The sequence below is a fragment of the Paenibacillus agricola genome, assembly GCF_011440305.1.
Lineage (GTDB): Bacteria > Bacillota > Bacilli > Paenibacillales > NBRC-103111 > Paenibacillus_S > Paenibacillus_S agricola.
Genome location: NZ_JAAOIW010000008.1, coordinates 183301 through 197916 on the forward strand (window position 1 = coordinate 183301; position 14616 = coordinate 197916).

15 protein-coding genes are annotated in these 14616 nt (G+C 48.1%); 6 read left to right on the plus strand and 9 right to left on the minus strand.

The window, feature by feature from the left end:
* Positions 1-8: 8 nt before the first annotated feature.
* Positions 9-1193 carry an ROK family transcriptional regulator gene (locus G9U52_RS21610; protein WP_166152729.1) on the minus strand — a complete coding sequence of 395 codons (1185 nt, stop codon included), beginning with the start codon at positions 1191-1193 and terminating at the stop codon, positions 9-11.
* Positions 1194-1375: 182 nt separating this feature from the next.
* Between G9U52_RS21610 and xylA the strand changes: the two genes are divergently transcribed.
* Together xylA and G9U52_RS21620 are read left to right on the plus strand one after the other, a co-directional pair.
* Positions 1376-2692 (plus strand): xylose isomerase, encoded by a 1317-nt coding sequence (xylA, locus tag G9U52_RS21615; protein ID WP_166152730.1) that lies wholly within the window; start codon positions 1376-1378, stop codon positions 2690-2692.
* Positions 2693-2930: 238 nt separating this feature from the next.
* A complete protein-coding gene (locus G9U52_RS21620; protein WP_166152731.1) occupies positions 2931-3305 on the plus strand; it encodes a VOC family protein in 375 nt (124 codons plus the stop codon).
* A 58-nt stretch (positions 3306-3363) separates the two neighbouring features.
* Here G9U52_RS21620 and G9U52_RS21625 read toward each other — a convergent pair whose 3' ends face one another.
* From G9U52_RS21625 to corA, 3 genes are all read right to left on the minus strand, one after another.
* Positions 3364-4173: an NAD-dependent epimerase/dehydratase family protein gene (locus G9U52_RS21625; protein ID WP_166152732.1), complete on the minus strand. Its 810-nt coding sequence runs from the start codon at positions 4171-4173 to the stop codon at positions 3364-3366.
* A gap of 129 nt (positions 4174-4302) precedes the next feature.
* Entirely contained in the window at positions 4303-5562 is a 1260-nt protein-coding gene (locus tag G9U52_RS40140; RefSeq protein ID WP_243767483.1) for a GIY-YIG nuclease family protein, read from the minus strand.
* A 147-nt stretch (positions 5563-5709) separates the two neighbouring features.
* A complete protein-coding gene (gene corA / locus G9U52_RS21640; protein ID WP_166152733.1) occupies positions 5710-6660 on the minus strand; it encodes a magnesium/cobalt transporter CorA in 951 nt (316 codons plus the stop codon).
* A 215-nt stretch (positions 6661-6875) separates the two neighbouring features.
* On the opposite strand from corA, the gene G9U52_RS21645 reads away from it, so the two are divergent.
* The gene (locus G9U52_RS21645) at positions 6876-7742 is read left to right on the plus strand and encodes an ABC transporter ATP-binding protein (RefSeq protein ID WP_166152734.1); all 867 of its coding nucleotides are present in this window, start codon (positions 6876-6878) and stop codon (positions 7740-7742) included.
* A 56-nt stretch (positions 7743-7798) separates the two neighbouring features.
* Here the strand turns inward: G9U52_RS21645 and G9U52_RS21650 are convergent, their stop codons facing one another.
* The 3 genes from G9U52_RS21650 to G9U52_RS21660 all read right to left on the minus strand — a co-directional run bounded on the left by G9U52_RS21650 (position 7799) and on the right by G9U52_RS21660 (position 10826).
* Positions 7799-9256 (minus strand): HD-GYP domain-containing protein, encoded by a 1458-nt coding sequence (locus G9U52_RS21650; protein WP_166152735.1) that lies wholly within the window; start codon positions 9254-9256, stop codon positions 7799-7801.
* 183 nt (positions 9257-9439) lie between these two features.
* Entirely contained in the window at positions 9440-9829 is a 390-nt protein-coding gene (locus G9U52_RS21655) for a YkvA family protein (RefSeq protein WP_166152736.1), read from the minus strand.
* Between the two features lie 139 nt (positions 9830-9968).
* Positions 9969-10826, minus strand: a complete 858-nt coding sequence (locus G9U52_RS21660; RefSeq protein ID WP_207953118.1) for an SDR family oxidoreductase — start codon at positions 10824-10826, stop codon at positions 9969-9971.
* Positions 10827-10956: 130 nt separating this feature from the next.
* Between G9U52_RS21660 and G9U52_RS21665 the strand changes: the two genes are divergently transcribed.
* From G9U52_RS21665 to G9U52_RS21675, 3 genes are all read left to right on the plus strand, one after another.
* Positions 10957-11373, plus strand: coding sequence for a BlaI/MecI/CopY family transcriptional regulator (locus G9U52_RS21665; RefSeq protein ID WP_166152737.1), 417 nt, complete (start codon positions 10957-10959; stop codon positions 11371-11373).
* Between the two features lie 2 nt (positions 11374-11375).
* Positions 11376-12224 carry a M56 family metallopeptidase gene (locus G9U52_RS21670; protein WP_166152738.1) on the plus strand — a complete coding sequence of 283 codons (849 nt, stop codon included), beginning with the start codon at positions 11376-11378 and terminating at the stop codon, positions 12222-12224.
* 76 nt (positions 12225-12300) lie between these two features.
* Complete coding sequence (locus G9U52_RS21675) at positions 12301-12705, plus strand: DoxX family protein (protein WP_166152739.1); 405 nt, start codon at positions 12301-12303, stop codon at positions 12703-12705.
* 54 nt (positions 12706-12759) lie between these two features.
* On the opposite strand, the gene G9U52_RS21680 is transcribed toward G9U52_RS21675, so the two are convergent.
* Positions 12760-13614, minus strand: coding sequence for a carbohydrate ABC transporter permease (locus G9U52_RS21680; protein WP_166152740.1), 855 nt, complete (start codon positions 13612-13614; stop codon positions 12760-12762).
* 3 nt (positions 13615-13617) lie between these two features.
* The gene (locus tag G9U52_RS21685) at positions 13618-14529 is read right to left on the minus strand and encodes a carbohydrate ABC transporter permease (protein ID WP_243767484.1); all 912 of its coding nucleotides are present in this window, start codon (positions 14527-14529) and stop codon (positions 13618-13620) included.
* Positions 14530-14616: the final 87 nt, after the last annotated feature.

Below are 14616 nucleotides of genomic sequence, written 5' to 3' on the forward strand. Positions count from 1 at the left end.
GGATAAGCTTATTCCACAGATACTTTAGTGGAGACAAAAAATTTGGAGATCGCAAATGAACAAGCTCCAAGCACTGCCGACCTGCTGCCAAGCTGGGAAAATTCGACCTGCAGCCGCTCGCGGGGATAGGGCAGGGATCGCCCTTCCATCGATTGAAGCATCGAGGGCCGCAGCCATTTGGCAGCCTCTGCCAGCCTGCCCCCGATAATAATACGCTCGGGATTAAAGCCGTTAATAATATTGACGACCCCTACACCTAAAAAGTGGCCCACCTGGGCAAACAGCTTGATAACCCCCTCATGACCGTCTTCCGCCAGCGAAAGGAGTGTCTCCATCTCCATCTTTCGCCCAGCTTTATCCCCAAGCAGCAAGGCTCTTGCCGATTCATACAGCGCATTCTCCGACGCATACAGCTCCCAGCAGCCCGCATTGCCACAACGGCAGGTTCCACCGTCATGCTGGATCGACATATGCCCAAGCTCTCCTGAGAATCCTGATGAGCCGCGGTACAGCTCGCCTTTAATAATAATGCCCGACCCAATCCCGATACCCACACTAATATAAACGAGATTATCCGCATCCCGCCCTGCTCCGAATTCTTTTTCACCTACAGCACCCGCATTAGCTTCGTTGTCGATAACAACAGCAATACCGAATTCATCCTCGATAATTTGCTGCAACGGCACATTTGCCCACCCTAAATTAGGGGCAAATAATACTTGGCCCAAGCCGTCACTAATCCCCGGAATACCGATTCCAATCCCTATAATCCCATACACACTTTCAGGTGCACGCCTTATCATTTCCCGTATGCATGCTTTAAGCTCGGCTATCGCTAGTTCCACCTTGGCATTATCATGCTGCACCTTATATTCTTCAACACTGACTCCATTCAAATCGGTCAGGACCGCCCTGATATAATGAACCCCAAGATCAATGCCCAGCGCATAGCCTGCTGTACGGTTGAACAATAGCATAACAGGCTTTCGTCCCCCGCTAGACTTGCCCGTGCCAATCTCATGGGCAAGGCTGCTTTCCAGCAGCTCATTGACCAAGCTCGATACCGTCGCCTTGGTTAAGCCCGTTAGCTCGGCTATGCGTGCCCGGGATATAGGTGAATGATTGCGTATATAATGAAGTACGATCGACTTATTAATTTTTTTGACTAGGTTCAAATCGCCGGTTTGTTTCATAAGAGCCCCCATCTGGTAGGTTTGGACTTATTTTAGCATGAAAGCCAGCGCCACGCATTAACTAAGTTTGTTTAATGGATTTACAAACATTCCAGAGGGTGCTATGATGATAATGAAAGCGTTCTAGTGTAGATGTAATAGAACCCTGTAGCATCCAATACCAATTCTCTGGAGGTACAACCATGACTTATTTTGACCATGTAGGAACCGTGAAGTTTGAAGGCAAAGCGTCGACAAATCCACTTGCATTTAAATTTTACAACCCTGAGGAAATCATCCTGGGGAAATCGATGCGTGAGCATCTTCGTTTTGCCGTAGCTTATTGGCATTCCTTTACTGGCGCTGGCGCTGATCCTTTTGGTGTGGGCACTGCCCTTCGCAGCTGGAATTCCCTCTCTGGCATGGAATTGGCCAAAGCGCGTGTAGAAGCTTGCTTCGAGCTGCTGAACATTCTCGATGTCGATTATTTCTGCTTCCATGACCGCGACATCGCACCAGAAGGCGATACCCTGCAGGAAACGAACCAAAATCTCGATGAAATCATCGCCCTCATTAAAACACATATGCAAGCAAGCGGCAAAAAACTGCTGTGGAATACCGCCAATATGTTCACCAACCCACGTTTCGTGCATGGAGCTGCAACGACCTCTAACGCGGATGTTTTTGCTTATGCAGCCGCACAGGTTAAAAAAGCCTTAGACCACGGCAAGGAGCTTGGCGCAGAAAACTATGTTTTCTGGGGTGGTCGTGAGGGCTACGAATCCCTGCTGAATACGGATCTTGGCCTGGAGCTCGACAACCTGGCGCGCTTCCTGCATCTGGCTGTGGACTATGCCAAGGAAATCGGCTTTGATGCGCAGTTCCTGATCGAGCCTAAACCGAAAGAACCGTCCAAGCACCAATATGACTTCGATGCGGCAACTACACTGTCCTTTTTGCAAAAATATGACCTGATGCAGCATTTCAAGCTGAATTTGGAAGCCAACCATGCTACGCTTGCCGGGCATACGTTCGAGCATGAGCTGCGGGTAGCCCGAATCAACGGCGCTCTTGGATCGATCGACGCCAACCAAGGCGACCTGCTGCTGGGCTGGGATACGGATGAATTCCCGACTGACCTGTACTCCTCAACATTGGCTATGTACGAAATTTTGCAAAATGAAGGCGGCATTGGCCGCGGCGGTGTTAACTTCGATGCGAAGGTTCGCCGTACCTCCTTCGAGCCCATCGATGTAGTCTATGCACACATCAATGGGATGGATACATTCGCACGCGGACTGCAGGTAGCCGCCAAGCTGATCGAAGACCGTGCCTTCGAGAGCGTTATCGAAGAGCGTTACGCTTCCTTCACTACCGGCATCGGTGCCGATATCGTCTCCGGCAAAGCCGACTTCCATTCGCTGGAAGCTTATGCGCTGCAAAACAAGCCGATTGCCAACCAATCCGGTCGCGTTGAGCTGCTTCGCTCGGTCCTTAACCAGTACATCATTACGGTGTAAGCACGCAAAAAAAGGCTATCCTGCAGTCATTCATGACTTCTGGGATAGCCTTTTTTGCTGTTGACAGGCTTTGATACAGGCGCAGCCTCTGTGTCATTTTCATATTGGACAAACGTGAGTATTATCCGCAGGCCATATTTTCATATACATATTTATATGGCACCAAATGGTTTTTATTGGTAAAGTATTTATATAATGAAACTTAGTTTTATACATTGAAACAAGAAGGAGTGTTTTTATGGTATTTACATTCACAGGAATTGACCATGTACAATTAGCTGCACCTGAAGGCTGCGAAGAGATAGCACGTAACTTTTTTGCCGATTTATTGGGCTGGGTGGAAATCCCCAAGCCGGACAACCTAAAAAACCGTGGCGGCGTCTGGTTCCAATGTGGTGCCCATCAGGTGCATATTGGGATTCAGCCTCATTTTGTACCCGCCACTAAGGCCCATCCAGCCTTCCAGGTTCTTCATCTGGTGGAATTGCGGCAATTTTTATTAAACCACCAAATCCAAGTTATAGATGATGATGTTAGAAACGATGAAGGCGTGCAACGCTTCTATGTGTTTGACCCATTTGGCAACCGCCTAGAGTTTCTTGAATGGCTATAGCCACAGCTATCCACCTTGGGTGTATTTGATTGCTTGCAAGCAGCCTGCTCAACCCTAATTAATCGAAACGGCTCGGCTGTTCCTTTTCAACAAAGCCCCCGCCTTGGTACTCAGTTTCATCCTGCTTAATAGGCTCATCCCGTTGGTAGGCCTGCTCCATTAGCTTACTCGCGTCATCCTGTGGCTTGTAGCCGATCAGCGGCTCCAAATACTTGATATCATAGTAATTATCGCTATTATCCGAGGTTCCATATAAGCTCAAAAAATCTATCGAGGGATCCGCCTCTATACAGCAGGCTGCCAGTTGCACCATATCGCGGCTGGAGATCCAAATATGCGCCGACCGCTCTGAATGCGGCCTGTCGTCTCCAGGAAAGTTGCCGATCCGGATATTGATCGAGGAGATTCCATACTTGTCGGCATAAAATCGCCCAAGCAGCTCAATATAGCATTTGCTTAAACCATAGAAGCTGTCCGGTCGGTAGGGCTCTTCAGGATCCACAGTCTCCCCTACTCTGTAAAACCCGGTAGCATGGTTGGAGCTGGCGAATATGACCCGCTTTACGCCATTCTCGCGTGCGGCTTCATATACATGATAGGCTCCCGTCACATTGATCGGCAGCACTTTCCCGAGGAAGTCCTCTTCATCCTTCGCCCAGGCAAAATGCAGCACTATGTCGACTCCCTCCGTCAGCTCCAGCAGCCGCTTGGCGTCTGTAACATCAAGCGCTACAACATCCGCATGTGGATCCGGCTTTAAGTCAGCGGCGACGATGTCGTATTCCCCCAGCTCCTTTAAGCCCTCTCTCAGGCTGCTGCCTAGCTTGCCGCCCGCTCCGGTGATCAACAATTTTTTCATCTTATTCATCCTTTCGGTATACGAATAGATTCTATTTCATTATTACCCATTCCCAACACGATTACAGCAACCAGCCAGACTATATAAAAAAGCACCTCGGCTCCACTAAAAAAGTGGATACCGAGGTGCTTTTGCCGATCATTTTGAGAAAGTGAATAAATCCCGTTGCATTCTGTATTCATAATTGTTTTTACACAATTGAAGCAGGTCATACTTAAGCCCGCGCTTAGGCTGGGTGATACGCACCGGCTTGTTTCCCCCTGCACGAAGCGAGGCACGCACCTTGCCGGGATCAGTGATGCGGTTGACGATTAGCTCGTCCGGCCGCTCCACACGGTAATGCGAGATCAAGAAGCTGTCACAAGCTGATGCCGCCGCGGTTTCCTCTATGCCGAGATCAAGCTCCTGCATGTAGAAATCGCGCAGCATCCCCTCTTGCACTTTAGCAATCAACACCTTGCCTTCTCCGAAGTAAAGCACATCCTGGTTGACGATGATCTCGCGATCCACGATTTGCTTGGCCGGCATCCGCTCGAGAATGCGGATATGGCGGAGCATGCTCTCAGCCTTCTCGAATTCAAGCCGCTCGGCGTAAAGCGACATTTTGCTGTACATCGCGGCGATGAGATCCTCGCTGTTGTTCACAAGCAGCTCAGCCGCTTGGTTAGCGGTTTCGCGGTAAGCCTCCTCCGAGATCATACCCTCGCAAACGCCGCTGCATTTCCCTATATGGTAGAGCAGGCACGCGCGCTTGGGCAGCTTCACGCAGGTGCGCAGACGGAAATGGTCGGTGACGAATTCAAGCACGGCGTTACGGAAGCGTGAATTCGGATAGGGGCCAAAGCGCTGCTCCTTAGCGGCATCCGAAGCCACGGAGGGCTTGGCTGGTGCCGAGGCAAGAGCGCGCCCATCCGCCGCTGCGGGGCTTGGGTGGGCGACCGTTGGAGCCGCCAACGGCTTCAGCGCTGCCGCTAGATGGGCCGTGCTGGCAGCGGCTTCAGCGGCGGCACCAGCACCAGCCTGGTGCTCCATTGCCGGCTTCCGCTTGCGGTAAAATACGTCCATCCGCGGGATGGGCTCAGCGGTCAATTGCAAGTAAGCGTATCCGCTATTGTCTTTCTTAAGAGCCCGATTATAATGGGGCTTATGAATTTTGATCAAGTTATTTTCCAGCAGCAGGCTTTCCGGCTCGTTGTTGACAAGCACCACTTCAATGGCGGCTATTTCCTGGACTAGCTGCAAGATCCGTTTACGGTGCTTCCTCTGCTGGAAGTAGGAGCGCAAACGGCTGCGCAAATTTTTCGATTTACCGACATAGATGATCCGCCCTGCAGCATTTTTCATTAAATAACAGCCCGGTGCTTCGGGATATTCTCCGGCATGGAACGCGAATGGCATCGATTAAGTTCCTCCTGTTTGTGTCTCATGATGATTGTGAGGACAAGCTGCGAACACAGGTTCTTTCCCATCCATTGTAGCTCGAACACGCATGCGATGCCAGCATTTTTTACCAATTCCCGCCATTCGTTCGTCCTGCCCGAAGCCTTACTTAAACCAGCCCTTGCTGCGAAACCAGAGGAACATCGCGAAGCCAATCCCAAACATGGCACCCAGAACGGCAAAATACCCCCAATGCCATTCCAATTCAGGCATATAAACAAAATTCATTCCATAAATACCTGCGATAAACGTCAGTGGCATGAAAATGGTTGTAATAACGGTTAACGTCTTCATGATGGTATTCATCCTGTTTGAATTCAGCGAAACATAGCTATCGCGCATATCCGCCGTCATTTCACGGGTCGTCTCGATAATTTCCGACAGCTTCAGCAAATGATCATAGATATCGGTGAAATAAATCAGCTCTTCTTTGATTCCTTCTATCTTATCCGAGCTGACGATTCGATAGAACAAGTCACGCATCGGCACAATCGTTCTGCGCAGCTTTAGCAGCCTGGTCCTAATTTCAAAAATCTCATTCATCAGCAGGTGGGTGGAGGCCGTCCGCCCCCGCATCTCAATATCGTTAAGCTGGTCCTCAATATGGTAGATCGAGGGGAAATACTCGTCAACCAGGTTATCCATAACCGTATAGGCTACATAAGCATGTCCCCTTAGGCGCAAGCCTTCCTGCTGCTCCATCCGGCTCCAAGCTTCATCAATTTCCCATGAGGGCGACAAGTGAAAAGTGACAATGAACCGCTCTCCCCAAAAAATGTCTACCTCCTCCGCTGCCAAGGTTACAGCATTCACGGCATGCACGACGAGAAAGTTAACCTTGTCATAATGGTCAAGCTTGGGGCGCTGCAGCAAATGATAGCAGTCCTCTATAGCCAGCGGGTGAAAATGAAAATGGGAATCCAGAAGCAACGATTCGTCCTCAGAAGGAATATCGAAATCCACCCAATACCACTTCACCTCGGAGCTGTCCAGATCCTTTAGTGTCGCTCCATGAATGCATTCATTATGATGGTCAACAGCCATTACTCGTATCATGATCCTTGCTCCTTATTAAAAATCGACTCGGGTCGCCTTCATATCAACCACATTGTACCATATACATAAAAACACCCGAAATATTAGCAATGTTCTCACTCATCGACTGCCTCCCCACTCAAGCATTGATTATAATTAGGGGTTGATATATACACCCATAGTTCGTTATAATTTAAGTGATAATGAGAATCGGTATCACATGAGGAGCGATGCACGTGGAACGCTTATACACAGAGCAATTGGACATTGCCTATGGAGACGTCAGCATAGTCGACAATTTAAATATTAGCATCCCTTCCGGCCAAATCACCGCACTTGTTGGTGCCAACGGGTCGGGTAAATCGACCATACTTAAAGCCATGGCAAGGATGATGAAGCCTAAGGCTGGAACTGTGTTCCTCGATGGCAAATCCATCCACCGGCAGGCAACGAAGGACGTTGCCAAGCAGCTCGCTATTTTGCCACAGAATCCAATTGCACCGGATGGCTTGACCGTTTCCGAGCTCGTCACCTACGGCCGCTTTCCCCACCAGAAAGGCTTCGGCTCTTTGTCCAAGGAAGATAAAGAAGCCGTTCGCTGGTCGATCGAAATGACCGGAATGAATGAATTTTACGACCGCCCCGTTGACCAGCTATCCGGCGGGCAACGCCAGCGGGCTTGGATTGCCATGGCTTTGGCCCAAGGCACGAATATTTTGTTCTTGGACGAGCCTACTACTTTCTTGGATATGGCACATCAGCTTGAAGTGCTGAAGCTCTTGCAGAAGCTGAACAAGGAAGAGAACCGCACCATCGTTATGGTTGTCCATGACCTTAACCATGCTGCGCGTTATGCCCACCACATGGTCGCTATTAAGAAGGGCACCGTTATTTGCAGTGGAACGCCTGCTGAAGTGATGAAATTAGACGTACTGCGTGAAGTATTCGGGATCGAAGCGGATATTATTCCTGACCCCCGCACAGGCGTACCGCTTTGTCTCCCGTATGAATTAGCTCCTGAGGCGCATAAGTCCGCAGGCGGCAGCGCTCCCGCCGCAAATCAAGCAGCTAAAAGCAATGAGTTGGCCGCTTCGAGCAGGTAATTACATACAAGCAACCCCCTCAGATCCATGGTAATCATGGGCCTGAGGGGGCTTTTTTATATAGCTCCTTTATGGCTAGGAGGCTCCAGAATCGATAGCGGGCTACTAAGGTTCGAAGGCAATTGGTACACTTCAGGGTTCCGGTCACTCACACTTACCCAAGCTTGGACACATTCGGGGTCAAAGTGGCTCCCTTTATGCTCCTTAAGGAATTGCACTGCTTCTTCATGCGACCAAGCCTGACGGTAAGAACGCGTTGAGGTGAGGGCATCGTATACATCCGCTACTGCAACAATTCTCGATAGCAGGGGAATTTGCTCGCCTTGAAGCTGGTCGGGATAGCCGGTTCCATCCCATTTCTCATGGTGGGATCTTATAATGTCCAACTCTTCCTTCATAAAGCCCAAATTCCTGCACATTTCGTAGCCTTGCAACGGATGCAATTCAATGATGGCCCGCTCTTCAGATGTCAACCTTCCCGGCTTATTCAATATGGAATCAGGCACTTTAATTTTACCAACATCGTGTACAATCGTTCCTTGTGACAAAGCGCGGAGCTGCTCCGGCTTTAAGAGCAATTCTTCACCCAGCTTGAGTGCGTACATCGTTACACGGAAATTATGGCCAGCTGTATAAGTATCCTTGACCTCTGTAGCCAGCACCAGTTGCTTTACACTGGGAGATAGGCAGCTCGTAATCCGCTCTACCGGGTCATTCGTGAATAGCGAGCGGATCGCCATCATCATCGAAGAATGATGGGCGGCGTACTGCCGAAGTAAACCATTTACCATCACAAGCATCGAAGCCAACAGCAAGAAATGGTACAACCACCAGCTTGACCGCCAGGTTTCGCCGTTTACAATAATAATCTGGGAAGCTACGAGCCAACAGCAGCTATATACAATCGCAATTTGCAACGGAAACCGTGAATACCGGTACGACTGGTAGTAGCGGTAGCTTGTCATTGCATTAAGAAGAATAATGACCACCGTGGATATCCACCTAAGCAGCCCCCCATCCAAAGGAAACCACTCCATTACATGCGAAAATGTCAGTGCAGACAGGCCCACTATGCCTAAAACTACTGTCCATACAGGCACTAACCACCCTCTCCATTTAGTAAGCCAGACAATTAAGGAGTGATCCGAGGATATCGAAGACATCCACAACCAGAAGGATGCCAACAATATGCTCGCTTGTGCAGCCACACCGGGCAACTGGGAAGCATGAATGAGGAAATTAGGGGTCGACAATCCATGTACGGAGAAGGTTTCTGCCAAGGAAATAAAGGCGAGCGCCAGAAAGTTAACTTTGATATTCCTGATTCGGCCCCCCGATATACCTACTGCAATCGCAATAATGACCGCAAGCATCGCAACTATGCTGACAATATAAAAGTGCCCATGCGGTACCGCGAATTTTATATCAATCAGGGGATTCGCTTTCAAACAAAAGAACACCATTAATGGCAGTACCATTGCTGTGAACGGTCCAATAATTTCTCGGAATCTCATAATAGCTATCCCCTTCTAATTTCCACACATGATTCTTTATGAGTGTATTGTATCATATCCCCAACATCAACTTAAGCTATTATTTGCATAAATGTACCAATGGCAGCTTTACTTTTACACACAAAAAAGCACCTCCTTAACGTTCAGGCCGGCGCTATTCATGAATCATCCATAACCTCACCCTTAGGTGATGTGTGCGTCTACATCAACAACCTCCTGATGACTAACCGCTTCCGCTCCAAAAAATTCGACCAGCTTGTCCTTCGCCTTTTGTTTAACCTCACTGTCTATGTTCATCGCAACAGCACCTACCGCCAGCATCAAGGCTCCCAAGTCATCCATATAGCCAACTACTGGGATCAGATCCGGTATGATGTCCAAAGGCAAAATGAGATAGCCTAGCGCTCCATAAATTTGGATCTTGGCTTTGAGCGGCGTTTTCGGGCTTTGCACGGCGTAGTACAGGATGAGCCCGGCATAAACAACCTTAACTCCAGCCTCTGTGGCAGCTTTCTTCAGCTTCCCCCAAAAGCCAACCTCCGTATAATGCTTTTCATACTTCGTTGGTTCCATTTGGCACCTCCTTAGAGTTTTCGAAGAAAACTTACTTCGTAAGCGTTGCCGAGTTTTCGAAAAAACTATTTCCGCAAGCAATTCACGCTTGTCCATACGCTTTATTACCGATAAAATGCAGAATCGAATCACATTGGCGCTAAAGACCTACTTGCTGCTCGCTCCACTCCCATAGTAGCCGCGCTTGTTGGGCATCTTGGGCTTTCGCTGAGACAGGGGCTATCTTTTTTTTATAAAAATACTCGCCCGATATACCCGCCACCTCTTCGCTCGTTGCCAAATAAAGCGCCGTCTGCGCCCCTTCCTCGGGTGTGAGGAAAAACAGCCCCAGAAAAGCGAGGATCGACTTGCCAAATCCGGTCTTGCGGTTAACACCAAGGCTAGTGCCTACCGCGCCTGGATGGAGGCTATTGACAGTCACACGGGTTCCCTGTAGGCGTCTGGCCAACTCCTTGGTGAACAAAATATTGGCCAGCTTGGATTGGGCGTAGCCTTTCCAGAAGCTGTAGCCTTGTGTAAAAAAAGGGTCATCCCAATAAATCGACCCCACCTTATGCGCTCCTGAGGACACAACCACGACCCGCCCTTGTGGGGCTCGCTGCAGCTCATCCAGCAAAAGTCTTGTTAGCAGAAAATGCCCCAGGTGGTTGACTCCCAGCTGCACCTCGAAGCCATCCTCAGTGGTCTGCCGTTTAATAGCCACTACGCCCGCGTTATTGATTAATCCATCCAAATGGCTATACTTGGCTTTGAAAGCTCGGGCAAATGTGCGAGTGCTCTCAAGCGAGCCCAAGTCGCCATGCATCAGCTCAATATCGCTTGAACCGCTTTGTTTCAGCGCTCCTTGATAAGCAGTCGCGCCGCGCTCCCTGCTCCTGCAAACCATAATCACTTTGCAGCCTTCCTTTGCCAAAGCTATCGTCGTTGCCAAGCCCATGCCCGAATTGGCTCCAGTAACGATCATGATGCGTTGGTGGTTTATACCCGTTGGATCCATTTAGATCTCTCCGTTCTGCAATACGGCCTGATGGATTAATGATACCCTAACGACCCCAATATGAATCTGGATTCAGAAGTTGACATAGCTGCTATAGGTCACTACAATTAGTAGTGTGAGGTGTTATCAGATGGTAAAAATACAAAATTTCAAGTATCACGAAAGGGGTTTAAACCGATTTTTTGGGCCTCTGGAAGCCAAGATCATGAACATATTATGGAATGGCTCCAGTATGACCATTAAAGACGTCCAAGCCAAGCTGGAAGAAGACAAAACTTTGAATTTCAACACGGTAATGACGGTAATGAACCGCTTGGTGGATAAGGATATGCTAACCAAGAAAACTATAGGAAGAACGACCTTGTTCCAGCCCAGCGTTAGCAAAGACCATTTTCTCGAGAACCAATCCAAGGAATTGACCCATGAGCTTATAGAGGAATTCGGGGCACTTGTCGTCAACCATATGCTGGATGCGCTTGAAGAAGTCGATGAAGATTTGCTTGCCAAGCTTGAACAAAAAATTAAGATGCTCAAAAAGGATAATTAACTATGTGGACAAACCGATCAAGAATCATATTTGTTTCATGTCTGCTTATCGCCGGTGCTATTTTGCTGCAAATGGGCATGTATGCCCTGCATGTTTTTTTCGATCGGGAATTAACCTTTAATCTTCTGCAGCTATGTAACAATTGGCTCAAATCGTTGGGCTTTCTACCGATTGGCTATTTTCTGGGTGGGCTGGTCATCTATACCTTCGCTATGTGTATTTGGCTGCTGAGTAAACAGCTGTATATGTCCCATCTTATGTATCGCAAGCTGATGAAAGCCCACCAAGAAACATGCTCTGAAGAAATAAGCAGGTTTGGCATTACTGGTGATAACCATATCCATATTTTTTCTTGCCCGGAGCCAATGGCATTCACGATGGGCTTTCTGAAACCGAAGGTTTTTCTGGCCACAGGCCTGTTAAATTTATTGGACAAGCAAGAAATTAAAGCCGTGATTTACCATGAGCTGCAGCACAAAAAAAGCGCAGACCCGCTGAAAATGTTTATTTTGTCGCTTTGTGCATCCGTATTCTGGTATATCCCGCTGTTAAAATGGATGCTGCACCAGTATAAGATTGCTAGAGAAATTGTAGCTGACCAATATGCGATCGACCAAATGGGCTCCCCTGTCCAATTAGGAAGTGCACTGCTTAAGCTATTAAAAAAAGGCTCCGGTTTCTCGATGCCCTTTACTTACGCATCCTTTGCCGATACTTCCGTAAACTATAGAATCAAGCAAATACTTGATCCGCATACGAAAATATCCTTTAAACCGCCAGTTAGATCCACCTTGGTCTCCCTGCATATTTTATTGGCCATTTCCGTCTTGTATATATTTAATTTATACTAATTTTTTTATATAATTCCACTACATTAAGTAGTGAATCTAGAATCTAGCTAAATCTAGCTAATGGAGGGTTTTCAGGATGAATAGCACCGCGGGCATGGGGGTATTGGTTTCAAGAGTTGTGTTAGGGATTGTTTTTTTCATCCACGGCCTTATGAAGTATCAAGGCGGCATTGAAAACACGATGGGATTTTTTGATTCGTTGGGCATCCCCGGATATATGGCCTATCCTGTAGGCGGGTTGGAAATTATCGGCGGCGTCTGCATGGTGCTTGGCTTGGGCACGCGGATTTTTGCAGCGATTTTCAGCATTATTATGATTACAGCCATTGGCTTCGCCAAGCTTGCCATGGGCTTCGCCGGTTATGAATTAGAGCTTATCCTGCTCGCCATGTCGCTTCATTTACTGCTGGCCGGCAGCCACTTCTGGGCACTCGACCGGGTGTTCTCGAACCAGGCTCCGCCAAGCACTACTTCCCAATAAATACATACAAAAAAACTGCCTACTCTGTCGATTCAGAGTGGCAGTTTTTTTGTATTAGCCCTTTAACCCCGTTGTACTGATGCCCTCAACAATATATTTTTGAAAGCCGATAAAGACAGCAACAATCGGAGCTAATGACAACACGGACATAGCGAACATAGCGCCCCAGTCGGTCTGCGCCGTCGGATCAGACATATTTTTGATAGCTAGCGATACGGTTGCCAGCTTAGGTGAGTTCAAGTAAAGCAGCGGACTGAAAAAGTCGTCCCACGTCCAGTAAAATTTAAAAATCGATACCGTAATAATAGGCGGAACCAGCAACGGTATCAAAATTTGCATAAATATGCGGTACCTGCCACAGCCATCGATGGTAGCCGATTCATCCAGCTCCTTAGGGATGCCGCGCAGAAACTGAATAACTAAGAAAATAAAGAACGCTCCCCCAAAAAAGGAAGGCACAATTAACGGAAAAAAGGTATTAATCCAATCGATCTTTTGGAAAAATATATATTGAGGGATCGTCAGCACCTCTGCCGGCAGCATCATCGTCATCATCATGCAAGCAAACCAGAATCGCGAGCCTTTGAAACGAATTCTCGCGAAACCATACGCTACCATGGTTGAAGAGATAACGGTGCCGATCACGGAAAATACCGTAATGATCAGCGAGTTTTTGAAAAACACAACGAACGAAGTACCCGCGAACCCTTTAAATCCGTTGACATAATTACTGAAATTCAACTTGCTTGGAATCAATTGATGCGCTTGGATGAAAATTTCCGAATTGTCCTTTAAGGAGCTGGATACCATCCACAACAAGGGGTATAGCATAACCACGGCAAATGCGGTTACGATGAGATGCAGGGCTATGCTTCGCAATCGTTTGGTTTGGTGTTGTTGGCCACTCATCACTTAGTCCCCTTTCGACTCGTAATAGACCCATTTTTTGGAGGTCGCGAATAGAATCGCCGTTAAGAAACCGATAGTTAGCAGCAAAACCCATGCCATGGCGGAGCCATAGCCCATTTCATAATAACGAAACGACTTCTCGTATAAGTAGAGTGCATAAAATAAGGTCGTATCTAAGGGCCCGCCGCCGGTAACAATCAGCCCTTCAGTAAACACTTTGAAGCCATTAATGACACCCATCACCAGATTAAAGAAAATAACAGGGGTTAGCAGCGGCAGGGTAATGCTGATGAATTTCTGCCGCCCATTAGCACCGTCAACCGTCGATGCTTCATACAACTCATGGGGAACCTGCTTCAACCCAGCGAGAAAAATTAACATTGACGACCCGAACTGCCACACGGATAAAAGGATCAAGGTTACCATAGCCGTAGAGGGCTGTGTGATCCATGAGACTTTCTCTGCAACGCCGAATACCGCAGCCAGAAACGAGTTAAAGGCTCCCTCAGAGCCAAATAACTGGCGCCACATCACAGCAACGGCTACACTTCCCCCAATTAAGGTAGGCAGGTAATATGCGGCTCGAAAAAAACCTAGCAGCCTAAGCTTTGTATTCAGCAGCATCGCGATCACCAGTGCAAAGCAAAGACGTAACGGTACGGCAACGAATACAAAAATAAGCGTAGCCTTGACCGATTTCCAATAGCGCGGATCGGCTGTGAACATCTCCTTGAAATTATCGAAGCCCACCCATTCGGGGGGAGACAAAATATCATATTTCGTGAAAGCCAAATATAACGAAACCATTATCGGCATAATCGAAAACACAAGAAACCCGAATAACCATGGAGAAATAAATACATAACCCGACCAATCATCGGGAGTCCACCAACGTTTTTTGGGCTCCGCTTTCAAATTGGTGCACCTCGCTTTCTGCTAGCACTAAAGGGATAAGCCACACGCGCTTATCCCTTTAGTTGCCAGATGAGTTTCTTACTGGAG

Coding starts and splice junctions, on each gene's coding strand:
- G9U52_RS21610 (WP_166152729.1), bottom strand. CDS start 1,193: ATGAAACAAACCGGCGATTTGAACCTAGTCAAAAAAATTAATAAGTCG.
- xylA (WP_166152730.1), top strand. CDS start 1,376: ATGACTTATTTTGACCATGTAGGAACCGTGAAGTTTGAAGGCAAAGCG.
- G9U52_RS21620 (WP_166152731.1), top strand. CDS start 2,931: ATGGTATTTACATTCACAGGAATTGACCATGTACAATTAGCTGCACCT.
- G9U52_RS21625 (WP_166152732.1), bottom strand. CDS start 4,173: ATGAATAAGATGAAAAAATTGTTGATCACCGGAGCGGGCGGCAAGCTA.
- G9U52_RS40140 (WP_243767483.1), bottom strand. CDS start 5,562: ATGCCATTCGCGTTCCATGCCGGAGAATATCCCGAAGCACCGGGCTGT.
- corA (WP_166152733.1), bottom strand. CDS start 6,660: ATGATACGAGTAATGGCTGTTGACCATCATAATGAATGCATTCATGGA.
- G9U52_RS21650 (WP_166152735.1), bottom strand. CDS start 9,256: ATGAGATTCCGAGAAATTATTGGACCGTTCACAGCAATGGTACTGCCA.
- G9U52_RS21655 (WP_166152736.1), bottom strand. CDS start 9,829: ATGGAACCAACGAAGTATGAAAAGCATTATACGGAGGTTGGCTTTTGG.
- G9U52_RS21660 (WP_207953118.1), bottom strand. CDS start 10,826: ATGGATCCAACGGGTATAAACCACCAACGCATCATGATCGTTACTGGA.
- G9U52_RS21665 (WP_166152737.1), top strand. CDS start 10,957: ATGGTAAAAATACAAAATTTCAAGTATCACGAAAGGGGTTTAAACCGA.
- G9U52_RS21670 (WP_166152738.1), top strand. CDS start 11,376: ATGTGGACAAACCGATCAAGAATCATATTTGTTTCATGTCTGCTTATC.
- G9U52_RS21675 (WP_166152739.1), top strand. CDS start 12,301: ATGAATAGCACCGCGGGCATGGGGGTATTGGTTTCAAGAGTTGTGTTA.
- G9U52_RS21680 (WP_166152740.1), bottom strand. CDS start 13,614: ATGAGTGGCCAACAACACCAAACCAAACGATTGCGAAGCATAGCCCTG.